Raw genomic sequence first — 18532 nt, forward strand, 5'->3', positions numbered from 1 at the left:
ATGACGGACACCAACGTCAACATCATCAAGCTCACCGCGGCCGAGATCGCCGAGAAGATCGCGGCCGGCGAGCTCACCGCCGTCGAGGTCACCGAGGCCCACCTGGCGCGCATCGAGGCCGTCGACGAGAAGGTGCACGCCTTCCTGCACGTCGACCGCGAGGGAGCCCTCGCCCAGGCCCGTGCCGTGGACGCCAAGCGGGAGGCCGGCGAGAAGCTCGGCCCGCTCGCCGGCGTTCCGCTCGCGCTCAAGGACATCTTCACCACCGAGGGCGTCCCGACGACCGTCGGCTCGAAGATCCTCGAAGGCTGGATCCCGCCGTACGACGCGACGCTCACCAAGCGGCTGAAGGCCGCCGACGTCGTCATCCTCGGCAAGACCAACATGGACGAGTTCGCCATGGGGTCCTCCACCGAGAACAGCGCCTACGGCCCCACCGGCAACCCCTGGGACCTCACCAAGATCCCCGGCGGCTCCGGCGGCGGCTCCTCCGCCGCCCTCGCCTCCTTCCAGTCGCCCCTGGCGATCGGCACGGACACCGGCGGCTCCATCCGCCAGCCCGCGGCCGTCACCGGCACGGTCGGCGTCAAGCCGACCTACGGCGCCGTCTCCCGCTTCGGCATGGTGGCGTTCTCGTCCTCCCTCGACCAGGGCGGTCCCTGCGCCCGTACGGTCCTGGACGCGGCCCTCCTGCACGAGGTCATCGCCGGGCACGACCCACTCGACTCGACCTCCATCGACGCGCCGGTCCCGCCGGTCGTCGAGGCCGCCCGCAACGGCAGCGTGGCGGGCATGCGCGTCGGCGTCGTCAAGCAGTTCCGCGGCGAGGGCTACCAGGCCGGCGTCATCCAGCGGTTCGACGAGTCCGTCGAACTGCTCAAGGAGCTGGGTGCGGAGATCGTCGAGCTGGACTGCCCGTCCTTCGACCTCGCTCTTTCGGCGTACTACCTGATCGCCCCGTCCGAGTGCTCGTCCAACCTCGCCCGCTTCGACGGCCTGCGCTACGGCCTCCGTACGGGCGACGACGGCACCCGCTCGGCAGAGGACGTCACCGCCCTCACCCGCGAGGCCGGCTTCGGCGCCGAGGTCAAGCGCCGCGTCATGCTCGGCACGTACGCGCTCAGCTCCGGCTACTACGACGCGTACTACGGCAGCGCCCAGAAGGTCCGCACGCTCATCACGCGCGACTTCGAGAAGGCCTTCGAGCAGGTCGACGTCATCGTCTCGCCGACCACGCCGACCACCGCCTTCGCGATCGGCGAGCGTGCCGACGACCCGATGGCGATGTACCTGGCGGACCTCTGCACCATCCCGACCAACCTGGCGGGCAACGCCGCCATGTCGCTGCCCTGCGGTCTCGCGCCGGAGGACAACCTGCCCGTCGGTCTCCAGATCATCGCTCCGGCGCTGAAGGACGACCGCCTGTACAAGGTCGGCGCCGCCGTCGAGGCCGCCTTCGTGGAAAAGTGGGGGCACCCGCTGATCGAGGAGGCTCCGTCGCTGTGAGTGCACTGAACAAGGCCAAGGGCTTCAAGAAGTCGAAGTCCGGTACGTATCTGTCGATGGCCGGGACCGCGTTCGGCGCGTTCGGGGTCGCCAAGCAGATCAAGAAGGCCCGCGCCGAGCACGACACACTGCGGCTCATCGACGCCACCGTGTCCGCCGTCGCGATCGCCACCGGTCTCGCCATCCTGTACCGCGAGCTGAAGCGGCTGGGCGACGACGACGTCCTGCTGGGCTGAGAGGGAAGTTTCACCGTGACCACCACGACCGACCTGGTGTCGTACGAGGACGCGCTGGCGTCGTACGACCCCGTCATGGGCCTCGAGGTCCATGTCGAACTCGGCACCAAGACGAAGATGTTCTGCGGGTGTTCGACCGAGCTGGGCGCCGAGCCCAACTCGCAGACCTGCCCGACCTGCCTCGGCATGCCCGGCGCACTCCCGGTCGTCAACGCGACCGGCGTCGAGTCCGCCGTCAAGATCGGTCTCGCGCTGCACTGCGAGATCGCCGAGTGGTGCCGCTTCGCCCGGAAGAACTACTTCTATCCGGACATGCCGAAGAACTTCCAGACCTCCCAGTACGACGAGCCGATCGCCTTCAACGGCTATCTCGACGTGCAGTTGGAGGACGGCGAGGTCTTCCGCGTGGAGATCGAGCGCGCCCACATGGAGGAGGACACCGGCAAGTCGACGCACGTCGGCGGTGCCACCGGCCGCATCCACGGCGCCTCGCACTCCCTGCTCGACTACAACCGTGCGGGCATCCCCCTCATCGAGATCGTCACCAAGCCGATCGAGGGCGCGGGGGAGCGGGCCCCCGAGGTCGCCAAGGCCTACGTCGCCGAACTGCGCGAGCTCATCCGGGCGCTCGGTGTGTCGGAGGCCCGCATGGAGATGGGGCAGATGCGCTGCGACGTGAACCTGTCGCTGCGTCCGCACGGCCGCGAGAAGTTCGGCACGCGCTCCGAGACGAAGAACGTGAACTCGCTGCGCTCCGTGGAGCGTGCCGCCCGCTTCGAGATCCAGCGCCACGCCGCGGTGCTGAACTCCGGCGGCACGATCATCCAGGAGACCCGCCACTTCCACGAGGACACCGGGTCCACGACCTCGGGCCGGGTGAAGGAGGAGGCCGAGGACTACCGGTACTTCCCGGAGCCCGACCTCGTCCCCGTCGCCCCGTCCCGTGAGTGGGTCGAGGAGCTGCGCGCCGGTCTGCCCGAGCAGCCGCTGGCCCGCCGCAACCGGCTGCGCGAGGAGTGGGGCATCGGCGCCCACGACATGCAGTCGATCCTCAACGCCGGTGCCATCGACCCGATCGTCGCCACGATCGAGGCCGGTGCCGACGCCACGTCCGCCCGCAAGTGGTGGATGGGTGAACTGGCCCGCAGCGCCAACGAGTCGGGCAAGGCCCTGGAGGACCTGCCGATCACCCCGGCGCAGGTCGCCCGCGTGACCGCCCTGGTCACCGAGGGCTCCCTCAACGACAAGCTGGCCCGCCAGGTCATCGAGGGCGTGCTCGCCGGCGAGGGCGAGCCCGACGAGGTCGTCGAGAAGCGCGGCCTGAAGGTCGTCTCGGACGAGGGCGCGCTCACCACCGCCGTCGACGAGGCCATCGCCGGGAACCCGGGCATCGCCGACAAGATCCGTGGCGGCAAGGTCCAGGCCGCGGGCGCGCTGGTCGGCGCGGTCATGAAGGCCACGCGCGGCCAGGCCGACGCGGCCCGCGTCAAGGAGCTCATCCTGGAGAAGCTGGGCGTCAGCGAGGGCTGAGCCCGTCCTTCTCAGAACCCCAGGGGGGTGCATCGGTTCCGATGCACCCCCCTGGGCATGCGCGCACCTTCTCAGGGACACGCGCTACGCTCCCGCGCCATGAGCGGAAGCAGTGACTCCGAGATACCCGACGTGGAGCCCGGTGACGTCGAGGACCCGACGCACGAGGTGCGGCGGGCCCGTTGGACGGCGGTCTGCGCCGGAGCGCTGCTGACCGTCGCCGGGCTGGCCGCCTCGGCGCTGCGCTCCACCGGCTCCGCGCCCGCGCTCATACCCGTCTCGTACGCCTCGGGTGCCGCCCTGTGCGCGATCGCCTCGGTTCTCGGTTCTCGTGGTCGCACGCGGCGGGCATTGTGGCTGATGGTCGCCGGGGTGATGGTCATGGCCGTGGGTGACCAGTTCGACTGACCGACGCCTCGCGGGGCGACAGAGTTCACGGGAATGTCCTGTGAGTTGGCTCGCACTCTCGTGAGAAGCCCCGCGAACGGGGCAGACGATCACTACCGGCTGCAAGAGTGATGACGCATAAGTCATGCGTTCTTTGCGGGCAGTTCCCGATAAAGATCCACAAATCACTCAGGGAGCTCGTCCGTGGCAGCCCTCGCACGCTGGTGTGTCCGACACCGCCTCGTGGCCGTACTGCTCTGGCTTCTCGCCCTCGGCGGCGTCACCGCCGCCGCTGCCGTCACGGGCTCCGCCTACTCGAACGACTACGAAGCCCCCGGCACCGAATCCGGCCGCGCCGCCCGCCTCCTGTCCGACGGCTTCCCCGGACTCGGCGGCGACAGCGACACCGTCGTCTGGCACACCACGTCGGGCACCGTGCGCTCCTCCGACGTCGAACAGACCATGACCCGGACCCTCGACCGGATCGCCGACCTGCCAGGAGTGGCCTCCGTCGTCGGCCCCCACGGCAGCCGCGGCAGCGACCGGATCAGCTCCGACGGCCGCACGGCCTACGCCACCGTCACCTTCGACGACCGCGCCGAGCACATCGACAAGGCCGAGGCCCGGGCCGTCGTCGACACCGCGAAGGCCGCCGAGAGCGAAGGGCTCCAAGTGGAGCTGGGCGGCAGCGCGATCGGGCTCACCCAGTCGTCCGGCGGGCACCTCGCCGAGGCCGTCGGCGTGGTCGTCGCCGCCGTCGTCCTCTTCCTCGCCTTCGGCTCGCTCGCCGCGTCCCTGCTGCCCATCGCGACCGCACTGGTCGGCGTCGGCACCGCGTACGCCGGAATCGTGCTCCTCGGACACGCCATGACCGTCGCCGACTTCGCGCCGATGCTCGGCATGCTGATCGGACTCGGCGTCGGCATCGACTACGCGCTGTTCATCGTGACCCGGCACCGGCGCGGCCTCAAACGCGGCCTCCCCGCCGACGAGGCCGCGCGGAACGCCGTCGCCACCACCGGCCGCGCGGTCGTCTTCGCGGGCGCCACCGTCTGCATCGCGCTGCTCGGGATGCTCATCCTGCGGCTCGGCTTCCTCAACGGCGTCGCGGTCGCCGCCTCCCTGACCGTCGTCCTCACCGTCGCCGCCTCCGTGACCCTGCTGCCGGCCCTGCTCTCCTGGATCGGCCCACGTGCGCTGAACCGCCGCGAACGGCGCAGGCTCCACGAGCACGGGCCCGAACCGGAGCTCCCCACCGGGTTCGCCGCCCGCTGGTCCGCCTTCGTGGAACGGCACCCCAAGCTTCTCGGCACCGTCGCCGTCGTCGTCATGGTGCTCCTCGCCCTGCCCACGTTCTCGCTCCGCCTGGGCACCTCCGACCAGGGCAACGACCCGGGGCACACGACCACACGCCAGGCCTACGACCTCGTCGCGGACGGCTTCGGACCCGGCGTCAACGGCCCCCTGACCCTCGTCACCCGGGTCGGCGGGGCAGAGGGCCGGCTCGCGCTCGACAACCTGGACGCCACGCTCCGGGCGACCGAGGGCGTCGCGACGGTGACACCCGTGACCTACGACAGCGGCGGCGACACCGCCTACCTCACCGTCGTACCGGAATCCGCCCCGCAGTCCCGGCAGACCAGCGACCTCGTCGACCGGCTGCGCGCCGAGGTGCTGCCACGGGCCGAAGCGGGCACCACGCTCGACGTGCAGGTCGGCGGGGTGACGGCGAGCTACGACGACTTCGCGGACGTCGTCGTCGGCAAACTCCCGCTCTTCGTGGGCGTTGTGATCGGGCTCGGCTGCGTCCTGCTGCTGCTCGCCTTCCGGTCGATCGGCATCCCCGTGAAGGCCGCCGTGATGAACGTCGCCGCCGTCGCCGCCGCCTTCGGGGTCGTCGTCGCGATCTTCCAGTGGGGCTGGGGCAGCGAGCTGCTCGGACTCGGCCGCGCCGGACCGATCGAACCCTTCCTTCCCGTGATCATGGTGTCCGTCCTGTTCGGGCTCTCCATGGACTACCAGGTCTTCCTGGTCAGCCGGATGTACGAGGAATGGCTGGAGACCCGGGACAACCGGCGCGCCGTCCGGGTCGGACTCGCCGAGACCAGTCGCGTGATCAACTCCGCCGCCGTCATCATGATCTCCGTCTTCCTCGCCTTCGTGCTCAGCGGCGACCGCGTCATCGCGATGTTCGGCATCGCCCTCGCCTCGGCGGTCGCCCTCGACGCCTTCGTCCTGCGCACGCTGCTCGTGCCCGCCCTCATGCACATGCTGGGCGGCGCGAACTGGTGGCTGCCCCGCCGCCTCGACCGTTGCCTGCCGCGCATCAGCATCGAGCCGCCCGAGTGCCGCGCCGCCCATGAGAGGCTGGCCGAAGCGGTGGACGCCGACGTGGCGGACGTACTGGAGAAGGAGCGGAAGCGGGATGTACGCGATATCCCTGGGTGACGACGGAGCGGAGCTGCGGCCCCTGGAGCCCTGGCACGCCGAGGAGTTCTTCACGCACATGGAGCGTGGCCGGGACTACATCGGCCGCCATGTGTCGCTCCCGGACCACGTGACGGACCTCGACTCCGCGCGGAACTATCTCCAGCTGTACGCCGACAAGCGCGCCGCCGACAGCGGCAGCCTGCACGGGATCTGGCTGGACGGGAAACTCGTCGGCGGACTGCTCTTCCGGATCTTCGACACCGCCATGGGCACCTGTGAGGCCGGCTGCTGGCTGGAGCCCGCCGCGGCCGGCCGCGGACTCGTCACCCGCGGCATGCGCGTCCTCATCGACTGGGCCGTCGACGAGCGCGGCATGCACCGCGTGGAGTGGATCGCCCCGAGCGCGAACACCCCCAGCCTGAACGTCGCCCGGCGGCTCGGCATGACCCGGGACGGCGTACTGCGGCAGAGCTACGTCTACCGCGATGCGCGCCACGACATGGAGGTCTGGTCCGTCCTCGCGCCGGAATGGCGTGCCGCACGCGCGCGTGCCGCCCACGACGATCATTAAGAGACTTCTCAGACAGCGTCCGTACGGTGCGGGGCATGGGTACCAAGACAGTTGACGAAGCCGGGACCGACACCGGGGCCACGAGCGACGAGAAGACCGTGGACGTCACCAAGAAGGACGTCACCGAGGCGGACGGCAGCGTCACCGACGAGGCCACGCCGACCGGTGCCGGGACCGACGGGTCGGCCGAGGCCGACGACACCACCGGCGACGACACCACCGGCGACGACACGGCCGGGGACGACGCCCCGGGCGACGGTGAGGGAGCCACCGGCGTGGGCCAGGGCGCGGCAGCCGTCGTGTCCGCCGGGCTCGGCGTGGTCTCGCTCACCGGCAGCTGGGTCGCCACCGTCGCCGCCGCCCGCGAGACGCTCGTCGGCCAGCTCCAGACCTCCTCCTCCGCCAGCGTCGCCAAGCAGGTCAAGGAGGTCTACGGCGACGCCTGGGCGGCGACCGCCCTGGTGGGCGGCCTGTTCGCGCTGGCCGCACTGATCGTCGGCGTCGTCGTGCTCGCCCGCCCCGCCTTCGGCGCACCCGGCAGGCCGCAGGCCGCCTGGATCAAGTCGGTCGCCTGGGCGGGCGTCTCGCTCGGCGTCATCGGCCTCGTGCTCGCGGTGGCCAAGTACTCCGACATCCTGCTCGGGCTGCCCTCCACCGGCTGACACACTCCGTCCGTCCCGCACGTCTGAGGGGCCTTAGGGCCGGCGCCGGTCATCCGCGTCCGCCCTAAGGCCCCTCACGCGCGCAAGATGCGGAACTCTCCCGATGTGACACACCCCCCTGGGAGGCGAAAGTTGAGGCATCGCGAACAAGCGAGGCCGAAACCGACTCCTCACGAGGGACACCAGATGTTCGAGTACGAGCTTCACCAGATCCGTTCCGCAGAGCTCATCCGCGAGGCCGAGAACCACCGGCTCGTCCGGGAGGCGCGCCGCGTCCGCCGGGCCGCCCGCAACGCCGCCGCGCGTGAGGCAGGACGCAACGAGAACGAGGGACATAGCAACCACCCCCGCAGGCACCGGTTCGCACGCGTCGCGTGAACGCCGGGGCACGGGCGGGCGGCCGTACCGGGGGCGGCCGCCCGCCGCGGAACACGACAGGGAACCTCCCCGGCGAGGCGCCGACCGAGAAGGTCGGCGCCTTCGTCCGTACGGCCCCCGCCGCGGGCGCCGGCACCGCGGACGTCGTCGCGATATCCGGTGCCGCACCGCCGGACCCCTGTGCGATGCTCGGGCCTGTGGAGACCAGGTCCGTCAGCCCGGTGTTCGTCGGACGCGCCGACGAGATGGGGGAGTTGAACGACGCGCTCGCCCGCGCCGCCGCGGGCGAGCCGCAGGCGCTGCTGCTCGGCGGCGAGGCGGGTGTCGGAAAGACCCGCCTGCTGGAGGAGTTCGCCACGGCGGCCACGCGCGCAGGCGCCGTCTTCGCCTGCGGCGGCTGCGTGGAGATCGGCGCCGACGGCCTCCCCTTCGCGCCGTTCTCCACCGCCCTGCGCGCCCTGCGCCGGCAACTCCCCGACGAACTCGCGGCCGCGGCGGCCGGACAGGAGGAGGAACTGGCCCGGCTCCTGCCGGAGCTCGGCGAGACCTCCGGCCGCCGGTACGAAGAGGAGGGCATGGCCCGCCTGTTCGAACTCACCGCCCGTCTCCTGGAGCGCGTCGCAGCCGACCGCACCGTCGTCGTCGCCCTCGAAGACCTGCACTGGGCCGACGCCTCCACCCGCCACCTCCTCGCCTACCTCTTCCGCACGCTGCGCAGCGGCCGTCTCGTCGTCGTCGCCAGCTACCGCGCCGATGACATCCACCGCCGCCACCCGCTGCGCCCCCTCCTCGCCGAACTGGACCGGCTGCGCACCGTCCGCCGCATCGAACTGAGCCGCCTCAGCCGCGCCGAGGTCGGCCGTCAGATCGCCGGGATCCTCGCCCACGAACCCGACCCGGCCCAGGTCGACGACATCTTCGGCCGCTCCGACGGCAACGCCTTCTTCGTCGAGGAACTCGCCGTCGCCGCGCACGAGGGCTGTCCCACCGGGCTCACGGACTCCCTGCGCGACCTGCTCCTCGTACGGGTCGAGGGCCTGCCCGAAAGCGCCCAGCGCGTCACCCGGATCGTCGCCGAGGGCGGCTCCACCGTCGAGTACCCGCTGCTCGCCGCCGTCGCACGGCTCGCCGAGGACGACCTCATCGAGGCGCTGCGCGCCTGCGTGGGCGCCAACATCCTGCTCGCCTCACCCGGCGGCGACGGCTACCGCTTCCGCCACTCCCTGGTCCGCGAGGCCGTCAGCGACGACCTGCTGCCCGGCGAGCGTTCCCGCTTCAACCGCCGGTACGCCGAGGCCCTGGAGGCCGACCCGTCGCTCGTGCCGGCCGACGAGCGCGTCACCCGCCTGGCCAGCTACTGGTACCACGCCCACGACGCGGCCAAGGCCCTCCCCGCCGTCCTCGACGCCTCCGTCCAGGCCCGCCGCCGCCACGCCCCCTCCGAGCAACTGCGGCTCCTGGAGCGGGCGATGGAGCTGTGGGAGGTCACCCCGGACACCGTCCGCGCCGAACTGCGGCCCGTCGACTACGTGGAGGTCTACCCGCCCTGCGGCTGCGACCCGGCCACCACACCCCTGCGCTACCTCGACCTGATGGCCGAGGCCGCCGTCGCGGGCCGGCTCTGCGGGGAGCGCGAGCGCGCCCTGAAGATCACCAAGCGGGCACTGCACCTCCTGGAGGACGAGGCCGCGCCGTCCCCGAACTCCCCGCCGGGCGCGGTCAAGGGAGACCCCCTGCGCGCCGCCTGGTTCTGGATCCAGCGCTCCCGCCTCATCCAGGCACAGGCCCGCGGCGACGGCTGGACGGAACTCGCCACCGCCCAGGACCTGGTCCGGGGCCTTCCGCCGTCCGAGGTGCACGCCGACGTCCTGTCGAACGTCGCCGCATGGTGCATGCTGCACGAGCCGGGCCCCGGCGCTGTCTCCGCCGCCGAGCGCGCCGTGGAGTACGCGCGCATGGTGGGCGCCCGCGACATCGAGCTGAACGCGCGGCTCACCCTCGGCGGACTCATGGTCGACTCGGGCGACGTCGAGGCGGGGCTCGAAGAGCTGTACGAGGTCAGGGAGCAGGTGGTCCGGCAGGACGTCTTCCTCGTGATGGGCCGCGTGCACATCAACCTGCCCTCCCACCTGGAGTCGGTCGGCCGCTCCCGGGAAGCCGTCCGGATCCTCCGCGAGGGCGCCGAACTCGCGCGGAAGCACGGGCTGCTGGACACCGAAGCCTGGATCTGGGGGAACCTCTCCGAGTCGCTCGGCTCCCTCGGCCACTGGGACGAGGCCACCGAAGCGGCCCGGAACGCGCTGGGCATCGGGCTCAGCGGCAAGCCGTCCGGCGTCGGCGCCTCCCGGCTCGCCCCCCTCGCCCTCGCGCGCGGTGACCTCGCCGAGGCAGGACGCCAACTGGTGGCCGCCGGCGACCACTTCGGAACCCATGACATCCAGCCGCAGCACGCCCTGCCGCTGCTGCGCACCGCCCTCGGCGTCGCCGCGGCCGAGGGCCGTCTCCTCGACGCCCGCGCCGTCCTGGAACAGGCCCTGGGCTGCGGCTTCCCGCCCGGCACCCAGCGTTACGCCTGGCCGCTCCTGCTCGCCGCCGCCACCGCGGAGGCGGACGCCCGGGGACTGCCCCTCGCCGAAGCGGGCCGCTCCGACACCGTGGAGTGCGTCCGCACCATGGCGAAGCGGCTGGCCACGGGAGCGCCCGTGTGGCTCGCCCACGAGGCCTGGGTGCGCGCCGAGCTCCGGCGCGCCGAGGGGATCACCGCCCCGGACGACTGGTCCGAGGTCGTCACCGCCTTCGAACTCCTGGAGCGCCCGTACGACCTCGCCCGGGTCCGGTACCGCCTCGCCGAGGCCCTGCTGCTCTCGGGCACCGAGGAGGACGACCGCGCCCGCGCCACCGAACTGCTGCGGCTGGCCCGGGCGGCGGCCGATCACCTCGGCGCGCGTCCGCTCGCCGACGCCGTCGCACTGCTCGCCCAGCGGGCCCGGCTGACCCTGACCGCCGCGCCCGCACCAGGCGCACCTGCCCCCAAGGACCCGGCGCTGGCCCTCGGCCTCACCAGCCGCGAGCGCGACGTGCTGCGCCTCGTGGCCGCCGGCCGCAGCAACCGGCAGATCGCCGAGGAGCTGTTCATCTCCCCGAAGACGGCCAGCGTCCACGTCTCGAACATTCTGGCCAAGCTGGACGTCTCAGGACGGGGGGAGGCCGCCGCGCTCGCACACCGGCTGCGGCTCTTTCCCCCGGAGGCCCCGGCCGCCAGGGCGACGGGCTGAGATCTACGCTGTGAAGGATCCGGGCCGAGGGAGGCGCTGTGTTCAACATGTTCGAGGAGCTCTTCGCACCAGGCCGCAAGCACACCAATGACGAACGCAAGCGACTGGAGCTGAGCCGGGTCGACCTGACGGACGGCGACCCGGGGCGCGGCCCCATAGACCTGTCCTCGGGCAAGGTGGTCGTACGACTGCCGAAACACGAGCAGGGGTCCGAGCAGGAACAGAACACCGACCACGAGCCGGACGGTGGACCCGAGTCCGAGTCCGAGTCCGAGCCCGAGGCCGAGTCCGGGCAGGGGCGCGAGGCCGGGCATGACCCCGGGGCCGAGTCCGCTCAGGACGCACAGCCAGAGTCGGGACAGGGATCCGAGCCGACGCAGGACTCCGAGCCCGAATAGGCCGCCGACCACGACCCTGATCCCGACCATTGGCCTGAGGCCCGGGCAGCACGCCGCGGCCTGAGGCCCGGGCAGCACGCCGCCGGCCCGGGCACCACGACCCCGGCCGGCACCCCGACGCCGGCGGGTACCAGGGCCCTGGCCAGGCGGCGGGAATCGGCCCCGCGCAGGCGCACGACGCGTGGCCGCTGGACGGCACCGGAGACAAGCACCGCGGCGAAGAGCGGCCCCGCCCCCTAGCTCACCTTCAGCTCCAGGATCTTGTCGTCCCCCTGCGCGGGGCTGCCGCGACCGTCCGTCTCGCTCGTCGTCAGCCAGAGCTTGTCGCCGCCGGCGGAGACGACCGTCCGCAGGCGGCCGTACTCGCCCTCGAGGAAGGACTCGGGGGCCGCCGACGCCTTCGTGCCGCTCAGGGGGATGCGCCAGAGCCGCTCGCCCTTGAGACCCGCCATCCAGATGGAACCCTCGGCGTAGGCGATGCCGCTGGGGGAGGCGTCGTCGGTGTGCCACTGGGCGACCGGGTCGTGGTACTCGGCTTCGCCGCCGCGGCCCTCGACGACCGGCCAGCCGTAATTGTCGCCGGGCTTGATCTGGTTCAGTTCGTCCCAGGTGTCCTGGCCGAACTCGGAGGCCCACAGCCGCTGTTTGTCGTCCCAGGCCAGTCCCTGCACATTGCGGTGGCCGTACGAATAGACGACGGACTCGCCGAAGGGATTGCCCGGCGCGGGATCGCCGTCCGGCGTCATCCGCAGGATCTTGCCGCCCAGCGCCTTCTTGTTCTGGGCCTGCCCCCGGTCACCGGTCTCGCCCGCGCCGGCGTACAGCATCTTGTCCGGGCCGAACGCGATCCGGCCGCCGTTGTGGATCACTCCCTTGGGGATGCCCTTGAAGACGGTGTCCGGGGCGCCGAGCTGCTCACCCGGCGGCTTCTTCGCGTCGTACAGCATGCGGACGATGCGGTTGTCCGAGGCGGTGGTGAAGTACGCGTAGACCATGTGGTCCGAGGCGTAGTCCGGGGAGAGCGCGATGCCCAGGAGGCCGCCCTCGCCCGCGGGCGCGACCCCCGGGACCTCGCCCAGCTCCGTCTTCCGGCCGGTCTTCTCGTCCACCCGGACGATCGTCCCCTCGTCCCGCGACGACACCAGGAGCCCGCCCTCAGGCAGCGGTGCCAGACCCCAGGGCGTCTTCAGGCCCTCGGCGACCGTCCGCACCACCTTCACCGAACCCTTCGCGGGGGGTGCCTCCTCGGTGGGGCTCCCGGAGGACGACGGCGCGGGCGTCGAACTCCCGATGCCCGGGAACGCGCTCTTCCCGTCGTCCGGCGCGCCCCCGTCCCCGGAGGAACAGCCGGCCGTCACCAGAAGCGCTGCCGCGGCCAACACGGCCGTCACCACTCGTCGTTGCACGATCAAGGTCCCTTCGACGCGGCGGTCCTACTGTTCATACACCGCCGGTGCCGCGGAGGTTCCCGATCACCGAAGCCCGAGGCGGACGGCCCCGCGGCGGACGGACTCAGTCCCAGGATCCCCGGGCCCCGGGCAGCGCCGAGACCTCGGCGAGGTCCGCCGCCGTCAGCCGCAGTCCGGCCGCCCCCGCGTTCTCGTCGACCCAGCGCTCCTGCTTGGTCCCCGGCACGGGAACCACCTGCGACCCTTGTGCCAGCACCCACGCCAGTGCCACCTGTGCGGGCGTCACCTCGTCCCCGTGCCGCCGGGCGATCCGCCGCAGCCCCGCCACGATCGGCTGGTTCGCCGCCATCATCTCCGCGGTGAACCGGGGGTGGCGGGCGCGCACGTCGTCGGGCTCGAACCCTTCGCCCGGGGTCAGCGTGCCGGTCAGGAAACCGTTGCCGAGCGGCATCGCCGACAGGAAGCCGACCCCGCGCGCCGCGCACCACGGCAGCAGCGCGTCCAGCGCCTCCGTCGACCACACCGACAGCTCGGCCTCGACCGCGCTGACCGGGAAGACCTGCTGCACCCGCTCCAGCTGCCGGATCGTCCCGTCGTGCAGCCGCGCCCCCGAGCGGCGGCCGGACCGGGCGCCCACCGCACACAGGCCGAGCGAGCGGACCTTGCCCGCGGTGACCAGGTCGGCCATCGCGCCCCAGGTCTCCTCGACCGGGACCTCCGGGTCCGCGCGATGCAGCTGATAGAGGTCGATCACGTCGGTCTGGAGCCGGCGCAGCGACGCGTCGCACGCTCGTCGCACGTAGCCGGGGCGGCCGTTGGCCACGATGTGCTGCTCGCCGACCAGCAGACCGACCTTGGTCGACACGAAGGCGTCGGAGCGCCGCTCCTTCAGTACTCGTCCCACCAGGAGCTCGTTGGTGAAGGGGCCGTACATGTCGGCCGTGTCGAGCAGCGTCGAGCCCTGGTCGAGTGCCGTGTGCACCGCGCGCAGCGATTCCTCGCCGCGCTGTCGCGAAGCGGTGTACGCCCAGCTCATCGGCATGCACCCGAGCCCGACCGCGCCCACCTCGAGCGCCGCCGCCCCGATCGTCCTGCGCTCCACCTGGCCGTAATCCTCCCCTTGCTGGCACCCCAACCTAACCTCTGCGCCTGCGGGTGCCTGGCATAGCCTCCTGACCATGACTCCCGATGTGTGGCTCCCGATTCGCGCCGACGAGATCGAAGGCCTCCCCGAAGGCCTGAACTATCGCTTCTGGGACGGCGGCGAGGACTTCCCCGCCGACCCGGCCGAGTGCGCGTTCTACGTCGTCCCCTACATGAAGCCGCCCGCCGTCTCGCAGCGGCCGATGCCCGGGATGACGTCGGTCCAGGTCGTGCAGACGCTCTCCGCCGGGGTCGACCACGTCCTGCCGAGCCTCGGGCACCTGCGTCCGGGAGTACGGCTGTGCAACGCCCGCGGTGTGCACGAGGCGAGCACGGCGGAGCTCACCCTCGCCCTGATCCTCGCCTCACTGCGCGGCATCCCTGACTTCGTGCGCGGCCAGGACAAGGGGGAGTGGCGCTCGGGCTTCCGTCCCGCGCTCGCCGACAAGTCCGTGCTGATCGTGGGCTACGGGTCCATCGGGGCCGCCATCGAGGACCGGCTCGCGCCCTTCGAGGTGGCGCGGGTGGCGCGCGTCGCGCGCTCCGAGCGCACCATGGCGCGCGGTCTGGTGCATCCACTCACGGAACTTCCCGCCCTGCTGCCCGAGGCCGACGTCGTGGTGCTGTCCACGCCCCTCACCAAGGACACAAGAGGCCTGGTGGACGCCGAGTTCCTGGCCCGGATGAAGGACGGCGCGCTCCTCGTGAACGTCGCGCGCGGCCCCGTCGTCGACACCAAGGCCCTGCTCGCCGAGCTGGAGAGCGGCCGGCTCACCGCGGCCCTCGACGTCACCGATCCCGAGCCGCTGCCGCAGGGACATCCCTTGTGGCACGCGCCCGGCGTGCTCATCAGCCCCCATGTCGGCGGTCCCACCTCGGCGTTCATGCCACGCGCCAAGCGGCTCCTGGCGGACCAGTTGAACCGTTTCGTGAACCGGGAGCCGCTGCGGAACGTGGTCCTTACCACCGGCGCTTAGGTCACGTCCCGTTCGCGCACCGTCCGCTTCGAGCACCCTCCGCAGTTCCCCGAACGCGGGCAGTTCCGACATCCGCGCTGGTCGTTACGGAGCGTAGAGGAACTATGTCCCTGAGTGACGAGACTGGTGTATCGTCCCGACAGGGGCTGCGCCGCGCACCGTTCGGCGCCGGGGTTGAACATTCGGACTGCGAGGGGGGCGACGGGCGATGCACGGCCTATGGACCAACGATCCGACGCGGCGGAGCCGCCGACGACGGCCCTTGCGCGCGGCCACGCGCAGACGCGGCCACGCCGGGCACGGCGGCCACGGACATGGTGGCCATCCCCACCGCAGGCACGGCGGCCGCCGGAGGCACGCGCACCCGGCCCACGGCGACCAGCGGGACTCCGGAGTGCGGACCGGGTGGCCCCGGTGAGCTCGCCAGGGGCACTGCTGACCCGCCGGCCGGTGTTCGGCGGTGGGACGGGTCTGTACTCACAACTCGCACTGGCCCTCGTGTGCGCGGCATACGCCGTCGGTTCCGCGCTCGGCTGGGGCTCCGCCGGACTTGCTTTGATCATGGGCGACTTCGGACTGAGCGCCGCGGCGGGCACCGCGGCCGTCTCCTGCTTCCGCTACGCCCGTAGCCGGCACAGCCGTTTTCGACCGGCGTGGCTGCTGTTCGCGCTCTCCTCCGCCATGGCCTCGCTCGGGAACCTGGTCTGGGGGTGGTACGAGGTGGTCCTCGACCGCCCAGTCCCCAGCCCGAGCTATGCCGACCTGTTCTTCCTGTGCTTCGCGCCACCCGCCATCGTAGGACTGCTCGTGCTCGCCAAGAGGCCCGTCACCAAGGCGGGTTGGGTGTGCCTCGCGCTGGACGCCTGGCTGATCGGCGGCTCGCTGCTCACGCTGTCGTGGAGCCTCGCGCTCGCCCAGGCCGCGAAGTTCGACGGCCCGAGCGTCGCCCACACCGCGCTGTCCCTCGCGTACCCGCTGCTGGACATCGCGCTGGTCAGCATGGTGCTCGCGCTGCACTTCAGGCGTTCGTCGGTGAACCGCTCCGCGGTGAACACGGCGATCGGGGCGCTCGCCCTGACCGTGATGTGCGACGCCCTGTTCACCTCGCCGCTCCTGCACAACAGCTATCACTCGGGCCAGCTCCTCGACGCGGGCTGGTTCGCCGGCTCACTGCTCCTCGCGTACGCGCCCTGGGTCGGCACCCGGCACGGACAGCCGGACGCCGACGACCACCCCGCGGACGGGCACGCGCGCGTGGTCCACGAGCACATCCCGGGGCAGCGCCGGAAAGAGCGCGCCGGGCAGCGGGCGGACCACGCCGCCCACGGATTCCAGGGCCCGGAAGGGGCCGACGGACCACAGGGGCACGACGGACCACAGCCGTCACAGCCCGACGGACAGCAAGGGGGACACGGGCACGTGAACCCCCAGGACGAAGGCCACGGCCGGTATCCGGCCTCACGCCCGATCGCCGGCTCGCTGGCCGCCCTCACGCCCTACCTGGCCGCCGCCGTCTGCACCCTGGGCATCCTCTACAACGTCCTCAACGGCCACAACGTGGACCGCGTGGTCCTGATCACCGCGGGCCTCGTCGTGCTGGCCCTCGTGGTGCGCCAGGGCATCATGCTGCTCGACAACATCACCCTCACCCAGGAGCTGGCCCAGAAGGAGAACCACTTCCGCTCCCTGGTGCAGGGCTCCAGCGACGTCATCATGATCGCCGCGCCCAACGGCGTCCTGCGGTACGTCAGCCCGGCCGCCGCCGGAGTCTACGGACGCGACGCCGACGATCTCGTCGGCTCCGAGCTCGCCACGCTCATCCACCCCGAAGACCTCGGCTGCGTAGTTCACGAAGTACGACGTTTCCTCGCGGCCAGCCACACCGAGGAACCCACCACCCGGATCGAGTGCCGGTTCCGGTCCGGCGACGGCGGCTGGCTCAACGTGGAGTCCACGGTCAACCGCCACCACGGCGGCCTCATCTTCAACAGCCGCGACGTCACCGAACGGGTCCGCCTCCAGGCGCAGCTGCAGCACAACGCCGAGCACGACCCGCTCACCGACCTGCCCAACCGCGCGCTGTTCACCCGGCGCGTCCAGCAGGCGCTCTCCGGCCGCCGCTCCTCCGACCGCGGCACCGCCGTCCTCTTCATCGACCTCGACGGCTTCAAGGCGGTCAACGACACCATCGGGCACCAGGCCGGCGACGAACTCCTCGTCCAGGCCGCCCGCAGACTCCAGGACTCGGTACGGCAGGGCGACACCGCCGCCCGCCTGGGCGGCGACGAGTTCGCGGCCCTGATCGTCGGTGACGGCAACCGCGACCGCAGCGCCCGCGAACACCACATCATGGAGCTCGCCGACCGGCTGCGGGTCACCCTCTCCCAGCCCTACTCCATCGACGGCAACGATGTCCGGGTGGCCGCGTCGATCGGTGTCGCCTTCGCCGAACCGGGCCTGGGCGCCGGAGAGCTCCAGCGCAACGCCGACCTGGCGATGTACCGCGCCAAGGCGGCGGGCAAGGGACGCGTCGAGCTGTACGCGCCGCAGATGCAGCAGGACGTCGTACGCAAGGCGGAGCTGGCGACCCGGCTGCGGTCGGCCCTGCAGGACGGCGAGTTCGCGCTGCTGCATCAGCCCGTGGTCTCGCTGGAGAGCGGCCGGATCACGTCGGTCACCGCTCAGGCGCGCTGGCGATCCGCCCAGGGTGTGCTTTTCACGCCCGCGGAGTTCCTGCGCGTCGCCGAGGACAGCGACAAGACCGCCGAGCTCGGCCGCTGGGTGCTCGAGGAAGCCGTCGAGCAGGCCGCCCAGCGCACCGCCGCGGGCGTCACGGTGCCCGTCACCGTCCGGACGAACGCGCGGCGGCTGCTGGACCGCTCGGGCCCCCTCGGCTCCGTGGAAGCCCTGCTCACCCGGCACGGGCTCGCCTCCGGCGCCCTGATCATCGAGCTGTCCGACACCGATCCCCGGGTCTCCCTGGACGAGCTGGAGCGCCGGCTGAACGCGCTCAGGCGCCTCGGCGTCCGTATCGCCCTGGACGGCTTCGGCAGCGGCTACGCGGCCATCACGGCGCTCAGGAGACTCCCCGTCGACGTGCTCAAGCTCGACAGGAGTCTGGTCGAGGGAGTGGTCGAGTCCGCCCGGCTGCACAAGATCACCAGTGGGCTGCTGCGGATCGCCACCGACCTCGGGCTCCAGTCCGTGGCCGACGGCGTCGACCTTCCGGAGCAGGTCATCGCATTGCGCGCGATGGGCTGCACCCACGGGCAGGGCATGGCGTTCTCCGGGCCGCTCGACGAGTACCGGCTGCGCAGAGCGCTGTCTTCCGGCCATTATCCGGTGCCCCACGGCCCCGTCGAGCCTGCGTTCGCGGGCGGCGGCTCAGGGGTGTATACGAGTGGTGTGCCGGCAGTTTTCGGGGGCGGTACGGCCCTCCGCTCACATAATGAGACTCCCGTCCCACCCACTTGACAGTCGGTGCGTGCCGGGGGGAGGGTCAATGCCATGCGCACCCGAATTCTCGTACTTGGAAAGCGCGTCGGCTGAAGCTAGGTGGCCACCGGACGGACCCGGGACACCCAGCGACCGCACCCGGCGCGCTCCCCTCGCTTGCCTCACGGCACGAGG

At 71.9% G+C, this 18532-nt stretch carries 14 protein-coding genes; 12 read left to right on the plus strand and 2 right to left on the minus strand.

Features of this window, described 5'->3' with window-relative positions; genetic code table 11:
• The 10 genes from gatA (at position 1) to ACSYGO_RS31990 (ending at position 11373) form a co-directional block, all read left to right on the plus strand.
• Positions 1–1506 (plus strand): Asp-tRNA(Asn)/Glu-tRNA(Gln) amidotransferase subunit GatA, encoded by a 1506-nt coding sequence (gatA, locus tag ACSYGO_RS31945; RefSeq protein ID WP_359501535.1) that lies wholly within the window; start codon positions 1–3, stop codon positions 1504–1506.
• On the plus strand, positions 1503–1742 hold the full coding sequence (locus ACSYGO_RS31950) for a hypothetical protein (protein WP_028805281.1): 240 nt from the start codon (positions 1503–1505) through the stop codon (positions 1740–1742). The genes gatA and ACSYGO_RS31950 overlap by 4 nt, the downstream gene beginning before the upstream one ends.
• A 15-nt stretch (positions 1743–1757) precedes the next feature.
• Complete coding sequence (gene gatB, locus ACSYGO_RS31955; protein ID WP_426677899.1) at positions 1758–3272, plus strand: Asp-tRNA(Asn)/Glu-tRNA(Gln) amidotransferase subunit GatB; 1515 nt, start codon at positions 1758–1760, stop codon at positions 3270–3272.
• A gap of 99 nt (positions 3273–3371) precedes the next feature.
• Complete coding sequence (locus ACSYGO_RS31960; protein ID WP_426677900.1) at positions 3372–3680, plus strand: hypothetical protein; 309 nt, start codon at positions 3372–3374, stop codon at positions 3678–3680.
• Positions 3681–3863: 183 nt separating this feature from the next.
• A complete protein-coding gene (locus tag ACSYGO_RS31965) occupies positions 3864–6107 on the plus strand; it encodes an MMPL family transporter (RefSeq protein ID WP_460388557.1) in 2244 nt (747 codons plus the stop codon).
• Positions 6085–6660 (plus strand): GNAT family N-acetyltransferase, encoded by a 576-nt coding sequence (locus ACSYGO_RS31970; RefSeq protein ID WP_345657026.1) that lies wholly within the window; start codon positions 6085–6087, stop codon positions 6658–6660. Before ACSYGO_RS31965 ends, ACSYGO_RS31970 begins: the two co-directional genes overlap by 23 nt.
• A 35-nt stretch (positions 6661–6695) precedes the next feature.
• Positions 6696–7322: a hypothetical protein gene (locus tag ACSYGO_RS31975; protein ID WP_426677902.1), complete on the plus strand. Its 627-nt coding sequence runs from the start codon at positions 6696–6698 to the stop codon at positions 7320–7322.
• 186 nt (positions 7323–7508) lie between these two features.
• On the plus strand, positions 7509–7700 hold the full coding sequence (locus ACSYGO_RS31980; protein ID WP_426677903.1) for a hypothetical protein: 192 nt from the start codon (positions 7509–7511) through the stop codon (positions 7698–7700).
• A gap of 185 nt (positions 7701–7885) precedes the next feature.
• Positions 7886–10975 carry a helix-turn-helix transcriptional regulator gene (locus tag ACSYGO_RS31985; protein WP_426678040.1) on the plus strand — a complete coding sequence of 1030 codons (3090 nt, stop codon included), beginning with the start codon at positions 7886–7888 and terminating at the stop codon, positions 10973–10975.
• Positions 10976–11013: 38 nt separating this feature from the next.
• A complete protein-coding gene (locus ACSYGO_RS31990) occupies positions 11014–11373 on the plus strand; it encodes a DUF6191 domain-containing protein (protein WP_426677904.1) in 360 nt (119 codons plus the stop codon).
• A 236-nt stretch (positions 11374–11609) separates the two neighbouring features.
• Here the strand turns inward: ACSYGO_RS31990 and ACSYGO_RS31995 are convergent, their stop codons facing one another.
• Both ACSYGO_RS31995 and ACSYGO_RS32000 read right to left on the minus strand, forming a co-directional pair.
• On the minus strand, positions 11610–12785 hold the full coding sequence (locus ACSYGO_RS31995) for a PQQ-dependent sugar dehydrogenase (RefSeq protein WP_426677905.1): 1176 nt from the start codon (positions 12783–12785) through the stop codon (positions 11610–11612).
• A gap of 100 nt (positions 12786–12885) precedes the next feature.
• Positions 12886–13884, minus strand: coding sequence for an aldo/keto reductase (locus ACSYGO_RS32000; protein WP_426677906.1), 999 nt, complete (start codon positions 13882–13884; stop codon positions 12886–12888).
• Positions 13885–13960: 76 nt separating this feature from the next.
• Here ACSYGO_RS32000 and ACSYGO_RS32005 point away from each other — a divergent pair, with 76 nt between their 5' ends.
• Together ACSYGO_RS32005 and ACSYGO_RS32010 are read left to right on the plus strand one after the other, a co-directional pair.
• Positions 13961–14902, plus strand: a complete 942-nt coding sequence (locus ACSYGO_RS32005; RefSeq protein WP_426677907.1) for a 2-hydroxyacid dehydrogenase — start codon at positions 13961–13963, stop codon at positions 14900–14902.
• Between the two features lie 219 nt (positions 14903–15121).
• Positions 15122–18376, plus strand: a complete 3255-nt coding sequence (locus tag ACSYGO_RS32010; RefSeq protein ID WP_426677908.1) for a putative bifunctional diguanylate cyclase/phosphodiesterase — start codon at positions 15122–15124, stop codon at positions 18374–18376.
• The last annotated feature ends 156 nt before the right edge of the window (positions 18377–18532 follow it).

It is taken from the genome of Streptomyces krungchingensis, from assembly GCF_054729265.1.